At 65.1% G+C, this 17,866-nt stretch carries 16 protein-coding genes and 1 tRNA gene; 2 read left to right on the top strand and 15 right to left on the bottom strand.

The window, feature by feature from the left end:
• Positions 1 to 12: 12 nt before the first annotated feature.
• The 14 genes from ACYQ0R_RS05895 to ACYQ0R_RS05960 all read right to left on the bottom strand — a co-directional run bounded on the left by ACYQ0R_RS05895 (position 13) and on the right by ACYQ0R_RS05960 (position 14,422).
• Positions 13 to 447, bottom strand: a complete 435-nt coding sequence (locus ACYQ0R_RS05895; protein WP_459821583.1) for a thiol-disulfide oxidoreductase DCC family protein — start codon at positions 445 to 447, stop codon at positions 13 to 15.
• A gap of 99 nt (positions 448 to 546) precedes the next feature.
• Positions 547 to 831 (bottom strand): DUF7545 family protein, encoded by a 285-nt coding sequence (locus ACYQ0R_RS05900; protein ID WP_459821585.1) that lies wholly within the window; start codon positions 829 to 831, stop codon positions 547 to 549.
• A 100-nt stretch (positions 832 to 931) separates the two neighbouring features.
• Positions 932 to 2,140: a metal ABC transporter permease gene (locus ACYQ0R_RS05905; RefSeq protein WP_459821587.1), complete on the bottom strand. Its 1,209-nt coding sequence runs from the start codon at positions 2,138 to 2,140 to the stop codon at positions 932 to 934.
• Positions 2,140 to 2,862 carry a metal ABC transporter ATP-binding protein gene (locus tag ACYQ0R_RS05910; protein WP_459821589.1) on the bottom strand — a complete coding sequence of 241 codons (723 nt, stop codon included), beginning with the start codon at positions 2,860 to 2,862 and terminating at the stop codon, positions 2,140 to 2,142. Before ACYQ0R_RS05910 ends, ACYQ0R_RS05905 begins: the two co-directional genes overlap by 1 nt.
• A 79-nt stretch (positions 2,863 to 2,941) precedes the next feature.
• The gene (locus ACYQ0R_RS05915) at positions 2,942 to 4,753 is read right to left on the bottom strand and encodes a metal ABC transporter solute-binding protein, Zn/Mn family (RefSeq protein WP_459821591.1); all 1,812 of its coding nucleotides are present in this window, start codon (positions 4,751 to 4,753) and stop codon (positions 2,942 to 2,944) included.
• A gap of 110 nt (positions 4,754 to 4,863) precedes the next feature.
• Positions 4,864 to 5,349 carry a YbaK/EbsC family protein gene (locus tag ACYQ0R_RS05920; protein WP_459821593.1) on the bottom strand — a complete coding sequence of 162 codons (486 nt, stop codon included), beginning with the start codon at positions 5,347 to 5,349 and terminating at the stop codon, positions 4,864 to 4,866.
• Between the two features lie 224 nt (positions 5,350 to 5,573).
• Positions 5,574 to 5,646: transfer RNA gene (locus ACYQ0R_RS05925), tRNA-Pro, on the bottom strand.
• A gap of 83 nt (positions 5,647 to 5,729) precedes the next feature.
• Positions 5,730 to 6,083 (bottom strand): CHY zinc finger protein, encoded by a 354-nt coding sequence (locus ACYQ0R_RS05930; RefSeq protein ID WP_459821595.1) that lies wholly within the window; start codon positions 6,081 to 6,083, stop codon positions 5,730 to 5,732.
• Between the two features lie 69 nt (positions 6,084 to 6,152).
• On the bottom strand, positions 6,153 to 6,749 hold the full coding sequence (gene trmY / locus ACYQ0R_RS05935; protein ID WP_459821597.1) for a tRNA (pseudouridine(54)-N(1))-methyltransferase TrmY: 597 nt from the start codon (positions 6,747 to 6,749) through the stop codon (positions 6,153 to 6,155).
• Between the two features lie 41 nt (positions 6,750 to 6,790).
• Positions 6,791 to 7,621: an orotidine-5'-phosphate decarboxylase gene (pyrF, locus tag ACYQ0R_RS05940; RefSeq protein WP_459821599.1), complete on the bottom strand. Its 831-nt coding sequence runs from the start codon at positions 7,619 to 7,621 to the stop codon at positions 6,791 to 6,793.
• 235 nt (positions 7,622 to 7,856) lie between these two features.
• Complete coding sequence (carB, locus tag ACYQ0R_RS05945; RefSeq protein WP_459821601.1) at positions 7,857 to 11,078, bottom strand: carbamoyl-phosphate synthase large subunit; 3,222 nt, start codon at positions 11,076 to 11,078, stop codon at positions 7,857 to 7,859.
• A gap of 199 nt (positions 11,079 to 11,277) precedes the next feature.
• On the bottom strand, positions 11,278 to 11,481 hold the full coding sequence (locus ACYQ0R_RS05950) for a hypothetical protein (RefSeq protein WP_459821603.1): 204 nt from the start codon (positions 11,479 to 11,481) through the stop codon (positions 11,278 to 11,280).
• A gap of 94 nt (positions 11,482 to 11,575) precedes the next feature.
• Positions 11,576 to 12,109, bottom strand: a complete 534-nt coding sequence (locus ACYQ0R_RS05955; protein ID WP_459821605.1) for a DUF5815 family protein — start codon at positions 12,107 to 12,109, stop codon at positions 11,576 to 11,578.
• Between the two features lie 87 nt (positions 12,110 to 12,196).
• Positions 12,197 to 14,422, bottom strand: a complete 2,226-nt coding sequence (locus tag ACYQ0R_RS05960; RefSeq protein WP_459821607.1) for a CDC48 family AAA ATPase — start codon at positions 14,420 to 14,422, stop codon at positions 12,197 to 12,199.
• A gap of 232 nt (positions 14,423 to 14,654) precedes the next feature.
• On the opposite strand from ACYQ0R_RS05960, the gene larC reads away from it, so the two are divergent.
• Entirely contained in the window at positions 14,655 to 16,115 is a 1,461-nt protein-coding gene (larC, locus tag ACYQ0R_RS05965) for a nickel pincer cofactor biosynthesis protein LarC (RefSeq protein WP_459821609.1), read from the top strand.
• Positions 16,112 to 16,993 (top strand): DMT family transporter, encoded by an 882-nt coding sequence (locus ACYQ0R_RS05970; RefSeq protein WP_459821611.1) that lies wholly within the window; start codon positions 16,112 to 16,114, stop codon positions 16,991 to 16,993. Before larC ends, ACYQ0R_RS05970 begins: the two co-directional genes overlap by 4 nt.
• A gap of 36 nt (positions 16,994 to 17,029) precedes the next feature.
• On the opposite strand, the gene ACYQ0R_RS05975 is transcribed toward ACYQ0R_RS05970, so the two are convergent.
• Positions 17,030 to 17,854, bottom strand: coding sequence for an NAD(+)/NADH kinase (locus ACYQ0R_RS05975; protein ID WP_459825689.1), 825 nt, complete (start codon positions 17,852 to 17,854; stop codon positions 17,030 to 17,032).
• Between the last annotated feature and the right edge of the window lie 12 nt (positions 17,855 to 17,866).

Here is a 17,866-nt window from a genome sequence, read left to right on the forward strand (position 1 = left end):
CGGGGTCACTGCTCACGAGGTCGCCTCCGGCGGCTCGCTCGCTGCGGGCCTGAGATCGTCGACGAGTTCACTCGCCTCGTCGGTGAGCTCGTACTCGTCGTGGTAGTCGGCCGGGTCCCGGCCGCGTCCGGAGAGCTTGCCGACGGTGTCGGCGATGCGGTCGTAGTTATCCCTGACGAGCCCGCCGATGATCCCTGGCGTACCGGCTCTGCTTGCCAGCTCCTCGGCCGCGGAGCGCCCCGCGTACACCCGACGCTCCTGTGGGTCGACGAGCACCATCGCGAACGGGCGCGCACCGAACTGCGCGTCGAGAAATGGCCCGACGGGATCGGCTTCCCACGGCACGGCGACGACGCGCTCGAGTCGTTTCAGTGCCACCGCGGCGATCGAACAGTACGGGCAGTCACCGTCGAATATCAGAACCGGCGCTCCCACGTCCTCGCTCATACGATCCGTAGCGGCCGCTGCCTCTTAAGCGGTCGCTCGCGACAGCCCCGAGAAGCGAGGGAGATGAGATACGAGGGAGAACCGACAGCGGCTCGTCGCTCAGTGGGAGTGACCAAGCGCGTCCTGCAGCGACTGTCCGAACCGCTCTTCGAACAGCTCCTCGGCGGTCTCGTTCATCCGCTCGATATCCTCCGGAACCTCCCCCTGACTGTGGTGGACGATCGCGTGTGCCTGCTGGGCCATCGCCTGGACGACCACGTCGGTGACGACCGCGGTTTGGGTCTCGCCCTGTTCGCTCATGAGATCGACGAGTCCGGCGGGCAGCTCGAACGACTCCTCGTCGCCGTCGGGTCCGGTTACGGTGTACGTCTCGGTTTCGGCCATGAACATCACTGGGAGGCCCGTACTTAAGGGTCTATGGAAACGGGTCGCGCGATCCGCAGAAGCTCCCGGTGACGGGGGAGTCCGTCTTCGCCGGACCGGCTCACCCGTGTGCGGAGATCGCCTTCACGGAGAAACCGGAGGCGGCGATGGAGCCGAGATAAAGCACGATGGCTGTAACGACGATCGATCCGCCGGAGGGTAGTCCTTGACTGATCGCGAACGCGAACCCTCCGATCACAGATAGCTGACCGAAGATGACGGAGAGATACATCGTTTCTCGGAAGCTCCGGGCGATCTGTGAGGCGGCGGCAACCGGGATGACGAGCATCGCCGCGACGAGAATCACCCCCAGTACCTGCATCGCGCCAACGACCACGACTGCCGTCAGCACGACGAGCAGGGTGTTGTATCCGGTGACGTTCAGCTGTGCGACCCTCGCAGCCTGCTCGTCGAAGGTAATAAAGAGGAGCTGCTTGTACGTCAGTGCTATCGCGGCGACGACGAGTAGGGAGAGCGCCCCCATCATTCGCGCGCCCTCGACGCTGACGACCGACAGGCTCCCGAACAGGTACCCCTCGATGTTGATCGCGGTTAGTCCACGCCCGTAGCTGATGATGAGCGTCCCGACCGCGAAGCTCCCGCTCAGCATGATCGCGATCGGAACGTCGCCGTACGTGTTCGTTCGCTCAGTGAGCCACTGCACGCCGAGTGCACCCAGCACTCCGACGACGAGTGCGACCAAAAGCAGCGACCCACTCCAGCCGGTCGTTGCGCTCACCAGCAGTCCGATCGCGATGCCCGCGAACGCGGTGTGTGCCAGCGTCTCTCCGATCAGCGCCATTTCGCGGTGGACGAGAAAGCTCCCGACGAGTGGCGCAACGACACCGATCAGAACGCCGGTCGCCATCGACTGCCACATGAACGGGTGCTGGAACACGTTGGTGCCGAGATAGAAGTCCAGCACGACTCCGAACGTACGGAACCCCCCGTACAGCTCCGCTGCAACGGGCAGATCTCGTGCCCAGTAGAGCACGATGAACCCGAGCATACACAACGCGAGTATCGCGATGACGCCGACCCCTCCGAGCTCGACCAGTCGGCGGAGATCGCGACCGCTTGACTGCGGGTTCGCCCTCGCCGCATTCGTCGGAGTAGCCGAATCGGCGTCGGAGACCCCGTCGGACCGTGTGAGCGTTCCGCCGGTCGTGGCCGCATCCGAGAGGGTCCCGCCGTCGACGCTGGCCTCGCCGTCAGATCCCGTCCGTTCGGGAGTAGTTGCCTCGTTTCGAGAGTCCGGATCTTCGCTCATCAGTGGTGGTGGTGGACGACCTGTCCGGTCGCACCGTACGCCTCGGAGAGCGCGTCGCTTTCGACGAACGACTCGGTGTCTCCGTGATGGAACAGTTCGGTGTTGATACACGCGACACGATCCGCCCTGTCGGTGACGACGCCGATGTCGTGTTCGATGAGGATGATCGTTATCCCGTCGCCGTTCAGTTCGTCGAGGAGGCTGTAGAACGCGTCCCGCGACTCGGCATCGACGCCGACGGTCGGTTCGTCCAGCGCGAGCAGGTCCGCCTCACTGGCGAGTGCACGGGCGATGTACGCGCGCTGTTTCTGACCGCCCGAGAGCTCGTTGACGAGCCGGTCGGCGAGATCCTCGATGCCGACGGTTTCGATCGCGTCGGCGACGATGCGCCTATCCGACCGCGTAAGCCGACCGATCCCCGCGTGTGCGAACCGCCCCATCGTTACACACTCCCGGACGGTGACCGGCATCGTGCCGCCCCTGTTCGTCGCCTGCTGGGAAACGTAGCCGATCCGGCCGCCGTCGTCGAACGACGAGACGGGCTCACCGAACAGTTCGATCGAGCCCTCGTCGGGGGTGTAGAGCCCGAGCATGAGATGTAGCAGCGTCGTCTTTCCGGAGCCGTTCGGACCGACGAGTCCGAGGAAGTCTCCGGTGTCGACCGTCAGTGAGACGTCTCTCACGGCGACCGTGTCGCCGTACGCGAACGTGACGTCGTTCATCTCGACTACCGGAGTCACTGTCGTTGGAAGTCTTTCATCGCCCGTCGGTTTATCTCTTACAGTTCGCGAGCGCTTACGCTCAGTCGGCACCGAGTGCACGCCGGAACGCCGGGACGTTGACTTCGAGCATCTGGTCGACGTAGCCGTACCCCTGCTCGTTCCACTCCTCGGTCGTCCCTTCGGCCGGAGAGACGGCCATCGTTTCGGTCGCGTCGCTGTTCTCGACGATGGTCTCCGCGAGAACGGGCGACTCGAAGCGGTCGTACAGGATCACGTCGATGTCGTTGTCGTTGACGAACTCGATCGTGTCGGCGATGTCGTTCTGGCTCGGCTCTTCGTCGGGCGAGACGCCGACAGGAGAGTAGAGCTCGAACCCGTACCGGACCTCGAGATACTGGAACGAGTCGTGTCCTGCCAGCACGGCGACGGTGCGTTCCGCGTCCGCCATCGTCGCCTCGAACGCCTCATCGACGGCGTCAAGCTCGGCGTTGTACGCGTCGGCGTTCTCGAAGTACTCCTCGGCGTTGTCCGGATCCGCACGTGCCAGTCCGTCCGCGATGTTGTCGACTATGTCCTGCGCTACCACCGGGTCGACCCAGACGTGCGGGTCGTAGAACCCGTGGTCGTGCTCGTCCGTCTCATCCTCGTGAACGACGGACAGCGCCAGCGGCGGGGATTCCCAGTCCGCGTGGTCGTCGTGATACAGTTGGAACACCAGCTCGGTGCGTCCGTGTTCCTCGCCGGTCACCTGGACGTGGTCGCCGTGGCTTTCCACCGTGACGATCTCGTCGGCACCGTCGGCGACGCGGGCGTGCAGCTGATACGCCTCGTCCTCGCCCAGATGGATGTGGTCGCCGTGGTCGTCCGTGAACTCCGCACCGAGCGGGAGATGCTCGCCCTCCGCTACGTCCGGCAGCCCGCCGTGCCAGTGGTCGCCATGGATGTCCGCGATCACCTCGTCGTGTTCGCGGTCGATGATCTCCAACTCGGCAACGTGGACGTCGTGGTGCCCGTCGTCATGGTCGTCATCTTGTTCGTGCCCGTCGTCGTGTTCGTCATCATCGTCGTGATCGCTACCCACGTCCAGCTCGATCGGCGGGGATTCCCATTCCGTATGACCGTCATGGGTGATCAAGAACGCGAGGTCGACGTGGCCGTATTCCACACCGGTCACGTGAAGGTGATCGCCGTGAGACTCGATCGACACTGAATCCGCATCGCCGGCAACGACGTGAGCACCCAGCCGGTACTCGTCATCGAAGTGGATGTGGTCTCCGTGGTCGTCTTCGGCGTTCGCACCGAGCGAGACGTATTCGCCCGCCTCGACCACAGGGAGATCCCCGTGCCAGTGGTCACCGTGGATGTCTGCGATGACCTCGTCGTGGTCTCGATCGACCACCTCGAAGGAGTCGATGTGAAGGTCGTGGTCGTGATCGTCGTCGTGGTCGTGATCGTCGTCGTGGTCGTGATCGTCGTCGTGGTCGTGATCGTGGTCCCAGTCGAGGAACTGGTCCTCCAGTCCGACCAGTCCGTCGATAACCGCGACGTCGTCGTAGTCAGTCTCCAGTCCGTGCGCGAGGTCCTGTGCCCAGGAGAACTCCGGCGTGTCGAGATACACGAACGCGTCCGTCGACGCGACCTCCGCGGTCAGATCGCCGGTCGGTTCCCACCCGTGGCCCATCTGGCCGACGTCCATCGGACTCTCGAACTCCGCGTTGTCGCCGGCAACGTGGTTCGTCCAGTCCTTCAGCGCGAAGAACGCGGCGTACCCGGAGTCGAACTCACCGGTTGCCTGATCGACGGCATCGGAACAGCCGGCGACAGCGGCCGCGGCTCCGACACTGAGGAGACCAGCACCCTGCTTCAGTAGCGCTCGGCGTGATTGGCTCATACACGGTCGTAGCGGGTATTAATACAAAAGAGTTGTTATCTAATAACTCTAAATTAATAACTCTAGGGTGCTACTCCCGGGGGTGTTATTAACGGATGCGTTCCAGCGCGTCACTCGGTGAGATCGATGGCGGTCGCGTCCGCCAACTCGACGAGGCGTTCGGGATCGATCGTGAAGAGCGCGCTCGGCGTCCCCGCGGCTCCGTACACGAGGTCGTACTCCAGAAGCGTCGGGTCGAACACCGTCGGAAGCGCCGTCTCGTGACAGATCGGCGGCACGCCGCCGATGCTCCAGCCGACGACCTCCCGGATCCGCTCCGGGTCGGCCATCGACGCCGCTTCCGCGCCGAAGTGGTCGGCGACCGCCTCCAAGTCGAGCCGGTTCGCGCCGCTCGTGATCGCCGCCACGAGGTCGCCGTCACGCGCACCACCGGACACTGAAACCACGATAGTGGACGCGATCGCTGCCGTCTCACAGCCGACGGCGTCGGCCGCCGCGGCCGCCGTCTTCGTTCCCGCCTCGAACTCCACGACGTCTACCTCGACGTCGTATCGAGTCGCCGCCCGGTCCGCGAACTCCGCTGCTCGCTCGTGCATGACCGTACTGGTCGGCCGATCCCTCATAAATGCTCGCGGCGACGCGACTCGACAGTACCGGACTCAGCTCTGTCGAACCCGTTACTCCAAAATCATCTCCCCAAAGCTGGGTAACGGCGTCGGGGTGCGTATGCGATGCAGTTGAAAATCAACAGTCGGAAACACGACAGGGTTTATAAATGGCGTACTGCGGTGTTGTGAATCCTGAGCGTGTGCGGGAGAAGTGGGCCGGCGCAGATTCGAACTGCGGTTACGGCCACCCGAAGGCCGAAGGATACCAAGCTACCCCACCGGCCCGCACTCGAAGCAAGGGCGCTGTGTCTTTTAACGCTTCCGAAAGCACGAACGATGTCGACGACGGTCGGACGGCGACACCCGTCTCACCGCTCGAAATACCGATCCCGATGCTGTCGACATCCCGGATTGAACCCGACGCCACACCGGGGACACGCGTCGCGTGACCCGTCCGCCGCGGTCGCGTCGAAATACTCGCGTGCGGTCAGCGTCGCCAAACAACCGCCGCACAGCACCGCGGACTCGTCGAACCGAGCGTTCGGCCACGGCTCGGCAGGGTGATCGGCGACGGCCTCGTGGCAGGCGTAACACGGGTAGTACGTCTCACAGCAGCCGAATCTGAGCGCGACCACGTCAACCGGATCGTCGTAATGGTCACACCGCGTCTCGTCGTCGACGTCGACGCCGCGAACCGGCACTGGGAAGCGGTCGTCCGTCATCGATCTCCCGCTCGTGTCGTCCGATCTCGACGTCCCGCGCTCCGACCGGTGTTCCGCCGCCGCCGCCCGTCAGTACGCCGTGAAGCCATCGGTGTCGAGCCAGTTGTGCGCCACCGCGACCGTGTGGTCGGCGTGGAGCCGTTTCGGGCCGACCCGCACCCGACTATCGGCGCGGTCGGCGAGCAGGTCGCGTTCCTCGTCGGCGAAGTCGTGGTGATCCGAGAGCACGAACACCGGATCCGCTGGCGGCTCTGCGTCGACGAGCGGGTCACCCCCCTCGTGAAGCGTCACGATCGGCCCCTCACGCTCCAGCCGGTCGATCGTTGCCTCGAACCCCATCCGACGGAGCTCGACGCCGGGGGAGACGTCGGCCGGCATGTGACCGATCGCGTCGGCCTTCGCGTCGAGCGCGTCCCGGATCCGCGCCGCGACGTTGCGCTCGTCGGGGTGGAGATGACGGAGCTCGTCGCTGTCGAAGCTCACCGTGAGTTCGTCGGCGCAGACGAGATGTATTCGCACCCGGTCGCGGATCCCGTGCGAGAGGAACACCCCCGTCGCGACACAGCGACAGAGGAGGTCCAACCGCCCGGCTCCGGGGAGATCATCCAGCGAGATCGACGCGGCGGTCGTCGGGACGTCGTGACCGACGACGACGAACTGGCGCATACCTCGGGCGTCGGCCCGGCAGAATAAAAGCCGTCCGACCCCTACCGATGGCGGTTCAGCCGCTTTTTGAGTCGCTTTGCAGCGTCGCCCGCAGCTCCGAAGTACGTCGCCTCGTCGTCAGGGGCCGACGACGCTTCGCCCGCGAAGATGATCCCTCGCGAGGAGTTGACGAGCCCGACGTTGATGTTCACATCCGGATGATCTGCGAGACCGTGGTCGACCGCCGCCTTCGCGTCTCCTCCCTGCGCGCCGACACCCGGGACCAAAAACGGGATCTCCGGGACGATCTCGCGTAGCTCGGCCAGTTCCGTCGGCGCGGTCGCGCCAACCACGAGCCCGACGTTTCCGTGTGCGTTCCACACGTCCGCCAGTGCCGCCACGCGCTCATACAACGGCTCCCCCGACGCCAGTTCGAGCCCTTGCAGGTCCTCGCCGCCCGGATTCGACGTCCGACAGAGCACGAACACGCCCTTCTCCTCGCGGTCGAGGAACGGCTGGAGCGAGTCGCGGCCCATGTACGGGTTCACCGTGATCGCGTCCGCCCACCCAAGCGCCTCCGCGTATCGTCGCGTCGTGTTCCCGATATCTGCGCGTTTGGCATCGAGGAGGACGGGAACCCCTTTCCCCTCCGCGTACGCGACGGTCTCTCTCAGCGCTCGCCAGCCGTCCGCGTCCTCGTAGAACGCCGCGTTCGGCTTATAACAGGCCGCGTGCTCGTGGGTCACGTCGATGATACGACGGTTGAACGCCCAGCGCGGCAGATCGGAGTCGGATGCGAAATCCGGCAATCGGGACGGATCCGGGTCGAGCCCGACGGAGACGACGCTGTTCGTCTCGGCGATCCGGTCCGCCAACGTCTCGAAGAAGGTCATACGTCTCCGTGTGGCGTCCGGCGCGCTAAACGTTGCGTTCTCTCGGTGGGGCCGAAACCGACGCCCCTCGCGCGACGCCGCAGCTTATACCCGATACCGCACCACCTCCTCCCGTGAGCTGAACCCCACCCCACGTCGGTCGAGGCGGGTGTGCGGCGAGCCGTCGTGGGGACGCCGAGCGCCGCCTGTTCGCCACCCGTGATCGACGAGACCCACTCGCCCGGTCAGCGCGACGCTACTCGCCCCAGTTCTCGACCCGCTGCGGGCGGTCGGAGACGGCCATCACGTCGAGGTCGTCGTCCGCGTGCTCGATCGCCTCCAGTGCCGCCTTCGCGCTGGCGTGTGTCGAGAAGTAGGTGATCTCCTCCTCGACGGCGACATCGAGCAGCTCGCGCTGCCGGGAGACGATGAGGTCAATCTCGCCGCGCCGGGTCGCCTCCACCAAGTCAGTTGCCGTCGACAGCGCGAAATGCTCCGAGAATCCGTCGACGAGCGCCTCGCCAGCCTCCGTACCGGGTTCGGGGAACTCCTCCGCCGAGAGGTCGACGACTGCAGTCCCGGAGGTCGGGATCGGTTTCCCGGTCGAGTCCTGCGACTTGTCGTACGCCTTGCCGAACGAGCGGGCCGTCCCCATCACTTCGCCGGTCGATTTCATCTCCGGACCGAGCCGGGGGTCGGATCCCGGAAGTCGGTCGAACGGGAGCACGACCTCCTTGACGCTAATGTGTTCTGGTATCCGCTCGGCGACGTCCAACTCCGCGAGCGACTGGTCGGTCATCACCTTCGCCGCCAGCTTCGCGATCGGGACGCCAGTCGCCTTCGAGACGAACGGCACGGTTCGCGAGGAGCGTGGGTTCGCCTCCAACACGTACACCTCGGGATCCTCGTCGGGATCGTGCACGCCGGTCACTGCGAGCTGGACGTTCAGCAGACCGACGGTATCGAGCGCGCGAGCGATGTTCTCCGTAACCTCGCGAACCCGGGCGAGCGTGTCGTCATCGAGCGACCGTGGCGGGATCATACACGCGGAGTCACCGGAGTGGACCCCGGCGCTTTCGACGTGTTCCATCACGCCGCCGATGAGGACATCGTCGCCGTCGGCGACCGCGTCGACATCCAGCTCGATCGCGTCCGCGAGGAACTGATCGATGAGGATCGGCTTGTCCGGTGCGACGCGAACCGCCTCCTCGATGTACCGCTCGAGCTCCTCGTCGTCCTCAACGACCCGCATCGCGCGCCCGCCGAGCACGTAGGAGGGGCGGACGAGCACGGGATAGCCGATCCGGTGGGCCAGATCCAGCGCTTCGTCGCGACTGGTCGCCGTCCCCCCTTCCGGCTGGGCGACGCCGATCTCGTCCATCAGAACGTTGAACCGGTCGCGGTCCTCGGCCAAATCCATCGCCGAGACGCTCGTTCCCATGATCTCACAGTCGAGTCCACGACGCTCGATCTCCTTGGCTAGCGGCTCGCCGACGTTCACGGACGTCTGCCCGCCGAACTGCACCATCACGCCGTCCGCACCCGTCGTCTCGATCACGTCCGCGATCTCCTCGGCAGTGATCGGTTCGAAGAACAGACCGTCCGAGGTGTCGTAGTCGGTCGAAACCGTTTCCGGGTTGTTGTTGACGACGTGGGCATCGATACCCATATCACGAAGTGCGCGGACCGCGTGGACCGCACAGTAGTCGAACTCCACACCCTGTCCGATACGGATTGGGCCGCCGCCGACGACGACGACGCTTTCGACATCAGTGTCGACGCGGACTTCGTTCGCCGCGGCAGCCGTGTCGGCTCCCTGCAGGTACTCCGGGAGTCGCGCCGAGTAGTAGTACGGCGTTGACGCCTTGAACTCGCCGGCACACGTATCGACCTGTTTGAACGTACGGTCCGGGACGGCGGCTTCCACGTCGCTTACGTCGGCATCGACCCCGCCCGCTGACGCGGCCGCGGCGATTTCGGCGTTCGTTCGACCCGCAGACGCAGCGGGCGTGAACTCGCCAGCCGCCGCCTTCGCGCTCGCGTCCGCGACGTTCTCGAACCGTTCGACGTACCACCGGTGGATGTCGGTGAGCTCGACGACGTCGTCGACCGTGTAACCACGGTCGAACGCCTCGAACATCGCGTACGGACGGTCCGGGCTCGGACGTTCGAGGTACTCAGTCTCGAGTGTCTCGTCGGACACCTCGGTGAACTCCACAGCCGGGTCGTACTCCGAGGAGCGGAGCGCCTTCGTCAGGCTCTCCTCGAACGTTCGACCGATGGACATCGCTTCGCCGGTCGACTTCATCGCCGTCCCGAGCTCGAAGTCGACGTCCTCGAACTTGTCGATCGGCCAGCGCGGCACCTTGGTCACCACGTAGTCGATCGCCGGCTCGAATGCGGCGGTCGTCTCGCCCGTGATCTCGTTTTCTATCTCGTGTAGTCGCTTTCCGAGCGCGACTTTCGCGGTGACGCGGGCGATCGGATACCCGGTTGCCTTCGATGCCAGTGCCGAGGACCGAGACACTCGGGGGTTCACTTCGACGACACGGTACTCTCCGCCCGGCGTTCCGTCGTCGTGCCACGCAAACTGGATGTTACAGCCGCCCTGAATCCCGAGTTCGCGGATCACGCCGAGTGCGGCGTCGCGCATCTCCTGATGCCCGTCATCAGGGATCACCTGTGACGGCGTGACGACCGTCGACTCGCCGGTGTGGATCCCCATCGGATCGATGTTCTCCATATTGCAGATGATGATACAGGAGTCATCCGCATCTCGCATCACTTCGTACTCCAGCTCGACCCATCCGGCGATTGACTCCGTGACGAGCACCTCGCTGTTCCGCGAGAGGCGGAGTCCTTTCCGTACGCGCTCGACGAGCTCCTCGAACTCGTCGACGACGCCGGAGCCGGAGCCACCGAGCGTGTACGTCGTCCGCGCGATTACGGGGAGCCCGCCGACCTTGTCGACCGCGGCGCGAACACGGTCGCGGAACGCTTCCTCGTCGAAGTCAGTGACCGATTCGTCCTCGTCGAGAGAGATGGTTGTCGACTTCGGCACCGGCTGGCCGATGCTCTCCATGCGCTGGCGAAAGAGATCACGGTCCTCGGTCGCGTAGATCGTGTCGAGCGGAGTGCCCATCACGTCGACGTCGTGCCCCTCGAGAATCCCCTGTTCCGCGAGCTCCGCGGTGACGTTGAGACCGGTCTGACCGCCCAGTCCGGCGATGACGCCGTCAGGGTTCTCAAGTCGAATAACCTCGGCGATCGCTTCGGGGGTGATCGGTTCGATGTACACTCGGTCGGCGGTGTCCGGATCGGTCATGATCGTCGCCGGGTTCGAGTTCACCAGGACGACCCGTGCACCTTCTTCCTGGAGGGCGCGACACGCCTGCGCCCCGGAGTAGTCGAACTCAGCCGCTTGCCCGATCTGGATCGGCCCGCTGCCGATGAGCAGAATGGTCCGGTCCTCGCTCATTACTCCGACGGAATACGTTCATCGTAATAAACTCGGCGATAGAGTACGAATCTCGCAGGAGATTTGCGATTTTCGCAAGGTATGTCGACACGTACCGCGAATTCGATCCGTTCTCCGCCCGCACGTGGACGTGGAAGTCACTCGTTCCGTCCGTCGACGCGTCACCCAACGGTCGTGTCCGACACCCACGGTAGGGGGGTCACGTGTTGAGCCGATACCGGTACGGACGATCGGCGATGACTTCCACGTCGCCACGATCTGCCCACCGTCCCAACACGGTTGCAACACGGTGCGGGCTATCTATCTCCTCGCTTTCCAACAGGGCGAGAATCTCCCGCGCCGTCAACGGCTCATCGGCCTCGGCGAGCACACCGCGGATCCGCTCGTACTCATGGGTGTGCATACGTCTTACACACGGTACGAGGATATATAGAGTTCAGTGAGACACGAGTCAGACGTTCGTCCGACAGCGCCGTTGACAAACTCGTTTGTGACGTTCACCCGTACGGATCGTCCATCTCCAGGTCACGGTTCGCTCGGTACTCCTCGACGAACTCCGTCACGTCGAACGCGAGCATGTCATCCTCGAACCGGGCGAGCGCGTCGTCGTCGTCCGCGTGGCTCACGGCATGCTCCATCAGCTCGATGACGAGTTCGACCAGCAGTTCGTGAAGCCGACGCGAGTCGAACTCCGTCACCCACACCATCGCGTAGCCGACGTCGGCGTGATCGCTCGCGTCGCGTGCTACGACGGCTTCCGGATACTCCTCTAACGCGATCCCGAGCAGGTGTGGCGTGTCGAACTCCGGCATCTCCTCGCTGGTCGTCTCTATCGCCTCTCGAAGCACGTCGACGAGGAACTCCGGAAGGAATCGGTCCGGGGGATGGACATCCATGACGACCGCGTGTGTACTCCCACAGTCGCAGTGGTACTCCCGCATCCCGAGGTCAAGCTCCCCGAGACCGACCGTCTCGCCACACGGCAAGTCGAGCACGTTCTCGTCGCCACCGGGGACGCGTGGCTGGGCCATACGCCTCGTTGGCGATTCCGGTGGTTAAAACGTGCGGAAGGGGGTGTTCAACCGACCGGGAGTCAGAACGTGCAGCTCCGGCCGCAACTACTGGAAGCCGATACGGCCGGATCCGGTGTCGCGTAGCGCGTCGCGTGCACCGCCCTTGAACTCCCGTTCGATATCCTCGTAGTAGGACATGATATCCTCGGTGATCGTCGGTCGAACCGACTCCATCGCCCGGCGGAAGTGTTTCATCTCTACTTCCGTGGCATCGTCGTCGTCTCGAAGCGCCTCGATGGCGGCCTCACGTGCGATCCCTTCCAGATCCGAGCCGACGTAACCGTCGGTTATTTCGGCGACTTCACGGAGACTCACGTCCGGCGCGAGCGGCGTGTCGCCGGTGTGGATCTCGAGGATCTGCTCGCGACCCTCCTGGTCGGGCTGTCCGATCATCACGAGCCGGTCGAATCGGCCCGACCGCAGCAGCGCGGGATCGATCATATCCGGCCGGTTCGTCGCCCCGATCACCATCACGTCACCCATCTCCTCGAGCCCGTCGAGTTCGGTGAGCAGCTGATTGACGACGCGCTCGGAGACGTTGTTCCCCATATCCTGACCGCGCGAGGGAGCGAGGCTGTCCAGCTCGTCGAAGAAGATGATCGTCGGGCTCACCTGTCTCGCCTTGCGGAACGTTTGCCGGATCGCCTTCTCGGACTCGCCGACCCACTTCGAGAGTAGCTGTGGCCCCCGAACGGAGATGAAGTTGGCGTTCGTCTCGTTGGCGACCGCTTTCGCCATCAACGTCTTGCCGGTGCCCGGCGGCCCGTACAACAGGACGCCTTTCGGCGCGTTAACGCCCATGCGGTCGAACTTCTCCGGGGAGGTTAACGGCCACTCCACGGACTCTTGAACCTGCTGTTTTGCGCTTTCGAGCCCTCCGACATCGTTCCACGTGATCTTCGGGAGTTCGACGAGCACTTCCCGCATCGCGGACGGCTCGACCTCGCTCAACGCCCCGCGGAAGTCGTCGCGTTTGACGATCATCCGGTCGATCAGGCTTGGTGGGATATCCTCCTCGTCGAGGTCGATCTCCGGGAGATATCGGCGAAGCGCCTTCATCGCAGCCTCCTTCGTGAGGCTCTCGATGTCGGCGCCGACGAAGCCGTGTGTCTCGTCTGCGAGACGGTCCAGCGAGACGTCGTCGGACAGCGGCATTCCCCGGGTGTGGATCTGGAGGATCTCCTTTCGTCCGACCTCGTCGGGGACGGCGATCTCGATCTCGCGGTCGAAGCGACCGGGTCGACGGAGCGCGGGATCGACGCTGTCGACGCGGTTCGTCGCGGCGATGACGATCACCTGTCCGCGGGTTTCGAGTCCGTCCATCATCGTCAGCAGTTGGGCGACGACCCGACGCTCGACCTCCCCGGTGACGTCCTCGCGTTTTGGTGCGATCGAGTCGAGCTCGTCGATGAAGATGATCGACGGCGACTCCTCTTTTGCGTCCTCGAAGATCTCTCTGAGCTGCTGTTCGGACTCGCCGTAGTACTTCGAGATGATCTCCGGGCCCGCGATCGAGAAGAACGACGCCGACGTCTCGTTGGCGACCGCCTTCGCGAGCAGCGTCTTCCCGGTGCCCGGCGGCCCGTGTAGCAGGACGCCCTGGGGGGGCTCGATGCCGAGCTTCGAGAAGATCTGCGGATGTTTCATCGGGAGTTCGACCATCTCCCGCACCCGCTGGATCTCGTTTTGGAGACCGCCGATATCCTCGTAGGTGATGCCACCGCCGGTTTTCTCGAACCCGGAGATCGGCTCCTCGCGAAGCTCGACCTCCGTGTCCTCCGTGACGAGGCACACTCCGTCCGGCTCGGTCTCGACGGCGATAAGCGGGATCGCCTGTCCTGGCGAGCGCATGAACGGGTGGTTCGTCGACGACATCACCGGAACGATGTCCCGCTCGACGACCGGTCGTTTGAGGATCTGTCGTTTCACCATACCGGCGGCGTCGGAGCCGAACTGCACCGAGGCTTCCTCGGGCGGAGCCAGCACGAGCTTGTCCGCCGTCTCCGCCTCCGCCTTTCGGATCGTGACGCGCTCGCCGATACCGACATCGGCGTTCTGACGGGTGAATCCGTCTATCCGGACCGTATCCGTGTTCCAGTCCTGTCGGTCCGCCCGCCACACCTTGGCGGCGGTCGTCTCCGTGCCCTCGATCTCGATGATGTCGCCCGGAGAGAGCTTGAGATGCAACAGCGTGTCGGGGTCGAGTCTGGCGATGCCGCGGCCCGAGTCGTTCGGGTACGCCTTCGCCACTTCGAGTTGGACTTCGTTCATGTTTCCTCGCGGGGGGTAGCCGTATCTGTATCCGGTTTGGAGATAAGCCTGTTGCTCCGATGGGTGTCCACGTCGCATCGGGAGGCGGAAAACCCGATCGTGACGCTGTGTGTCATCATGTGCCATGCTACGAAAGCCGCGTTTAAAACCCCGTCGTCCGCGCGACGTTTCGCCGCCGCCGAGGTGGAGCGTGTAGCGGGGACTTTATTCTCTCGGCTCGTCGCTTACCGACATGCGAACGCTCGTCTTCGACGGCCGAACCGGTGCGGCCGGTGATATGATCTGCGGCGCGCTGATCGCGGCCGGAGCCGATCCGGACGTGCTCGGTCCGGTCGAGGACCGTCTTCCGGTCCGCTACGAGATCGGAGAGACGAGAAAGAACGGCGTCCGAGCGACGACAGTCGACGTGACCCTGACGGAACACGGCGAGGAGAGATCGACTATCGACAGCGACAGCGACGACACGCACGAGGACGGCGATGACGGACATGAGGACGGCGATGACGGACACGACCGTTCCGATGATCCACATCACCACCGCGATAGCACGCATCACCACCGCGATAGCACGCATCACCACCGCGATAGCACGCATCACCACCGCGATCACAGTCACCCACACGACGCTCACGATGCGGAGGGTGTCGGCGCGCACCGGACGTATACGGAAGTCGTCTCGCTGGTCGAATCGATGAGCCTGCCGGAGCCGGTTGAGTCAGTCGCGCTCGACGCCTTCGAGCTGCTCGGCCGTGCGGAAGCCTCGGTACACGGCACGTCGCTTGCCGACACGCAGTTTCATGAAGTCGGGGCCGACGACGCGGTGGCGGACGTCGTCGGCGCGGCCCTGCTTCTCGCCGAGCTCGACGTGGAGCATGTCGTGACGACCCCGGTCGCCGTCGGCGGCGGCGACGTCGAGATGATCCACGGCGTGTATCCCGTGCCGACGCCGGCCGTCGCCGAGATCGCGACGCGCTCCGGGCTCGTAACCGTGGGAGGACCGGTCGAGCGGGAGCTCCTGACCCCGACCGGCGCGGCGATCCTCGGCACGGTCGCGGAGAGCGTCGACGCCGCACCCCGGTTGCAGCCGACCGCCACCGGATACGGGGCGGGCGACGCGACGCTCGAGCGCCATCCGAACGTGCTCCGCGCAGTCGTCGGCGACGGCGGCGGCGCACACGAGGGTCCGGCGGAACCGCATAGAGCCGGCACGGACGGCGACCGAGGCGAGCTCGCTTACGACGATATCGCGGTGCTCGAAACCAACCTCGACGACGCGACGCCGGAGGAGCTCGGCGGTCTCCAGGAGATGCTCAAACGGGCCGGCGCACGTGACGTCGCGATACTTCCGATGACGATGAAGAAATCCCGGCCGGGTCATCTCGTGAAAGTGATCTGCAAGCCGGGCGATGCCGAGACGGTCGCGGAACGTCTCGCGCGTGAGACCGGCACGCTCGGCGTTCGACAGGTCGGGGCCACCCACCGCTGGATCGCCGACCGAACCTTCGAGACCGCGACACTCGACGTCGACGGCGACGCGTACGAAGTCGCGGTCAAGATCGCCTCGACGACGGAGGGTGACGTGTACGACATCAGCGCCGAGTACGACGATGCAGCCGCAGTCGCCTCGTCGACGGGGCTTCCGGTTCGGGAGGTGTTGCGACGGGCGGAGGAGACGGTCCGTCCCGACGGATGAAGACGGTCGACATCGGCTGGTCGGCCGACCGGGCCGGTGCCGCACTCGTTCTCGTGTCGGCGGTCGGGTTCGGGACGCTCGGCATTTTCGGACTGTACGCCCAGGAGGCGGGGATCGCGATCCCGACGCTTCTCATGTATCGGTTTCTCGCGGCCGCACTCCTGTTGTGGGGCGTGCTCGCGTGGCGAGGGGAGCTCCACCTGTTACGCGGTCGGACGCTGCTCGTCGCCATCGGGCTCGGCACGTTCGGGTACGCGACGATGAGCGGGCTGTACTTTCTCGGTCTGGAGTTTATGACGGCCGGAATGGTGGCGATCGTGTTGTACACGTATCCGGCCTTCGTCGTCGTGCTCGCCGCGGTGGGGATCGGCGAGTCGATCGGCGGACGGACGGTGCTCGCGCTCGCGCTCACGCTCGGTGGGATCGTCCTCGTCGTCGGTGCGGATCCCGCCGGCGCATCCGTGGTCGGCGTCGTCATCCTTCTCGGTGCCGCACTGGCATACGCGACGTACATCGTCGTCTCCCGGGCAGTCCTCGACAGCGTCGATCCGCTCACGCTGGCTGCGCACGTGCTTCCGGCCTCCGGTCTCGCGTTCGCCGCCATCGCGACCGTTACCGGCGATCTGGTCGTTCCTGCCGGTCCGTCAGCGTGGGCGATCCTCGCTGGGATCGCCGTCGTCGCGACCGCACTTCCCGTGTACGCCTTCTTTACCGGGCTCGAGCGGATCGGTGCGAGTCGAGCGGGGATTTTGAGTACGGTTGAGCCGCCGGTCACCGTGTTTCTCGGCGCGCTCCTGTTCGCCGAGCCGGTGACCGGGTTCACCCTGGCGGGCGGGGCGCTCGTTCTCGGCGGCGTCATCGTGGTTCAGAGCGGATGACGCGATCCGGAGCACGGCCGGGACGCGTCGATCCCACTAGGAGAGTTTACCGAGCGCCTCGAAGAAGTCCGCTTCCGGGCCGGCGATCCGCATCGGCGTCTCCGCCCGTCGGATATCGATCTCGACCGCCCCCGTCAGCTCGCGAGGGTTCCGACCGTCGCTCACGACCACGGTCGGGCCGGAGCTCGTGACGGAGACGGTGACGGTCGAGTCCGGATCGACCGCGATGGGAGGCATCCCGCCTTCGGCGCACATCTCGTTGATGATAAGCGTCGACACTCCCGGATGCACCAGCGGCCCGCGCTCGGAGAGATTGTACGCCGTCGAACCCGTCGGCGTCGCCACCAGGACGCCGTCGGCGTGGCCGCCGGAGTACAGCGAGTCGTTCACGCGAAGCTCGTAGTCGATCCCGCCGCCATGGCCGCGTCGCTCGCCGCCCACGACGATTTCGTTTGCGGCCGGCAGGGAGCTCCATCCGTCGACATACGCAGTCAATCGCGGAGCCTCACGGACGGTCATTCCCCCGTCCTGGAACCGTTCGACCTCCGCAAGCACGGCCGACTCCGCGTCGTCCGGCGGCACGGCGTTCAGAAAGCCGACCTCGCCGAGGTTCACGCCGAGCACCGGAGTCCCGTCGGCGTTTCGTGCTGCGAACAGGAACGTTCCGTCACCACCCACCGCCACGACGAGGTCACAGCCGGCGAGTTCCTCCACCGACCGGCCCGGCTCCGCGTCGAGGTACTCGGCAGTCACCTCATCGAGCCACACCGAGACGCCGCGCTCCCGAACGGCATCCCGTACGTCGGCAGCGAGTGACGCCGCACGAGGGTTCCCCTTGCGCGCCACGATCCCGACCTCCATGCGCGTCAGGTT

This window comes from Halorubrum luteum (assembly GCF_054652935.1).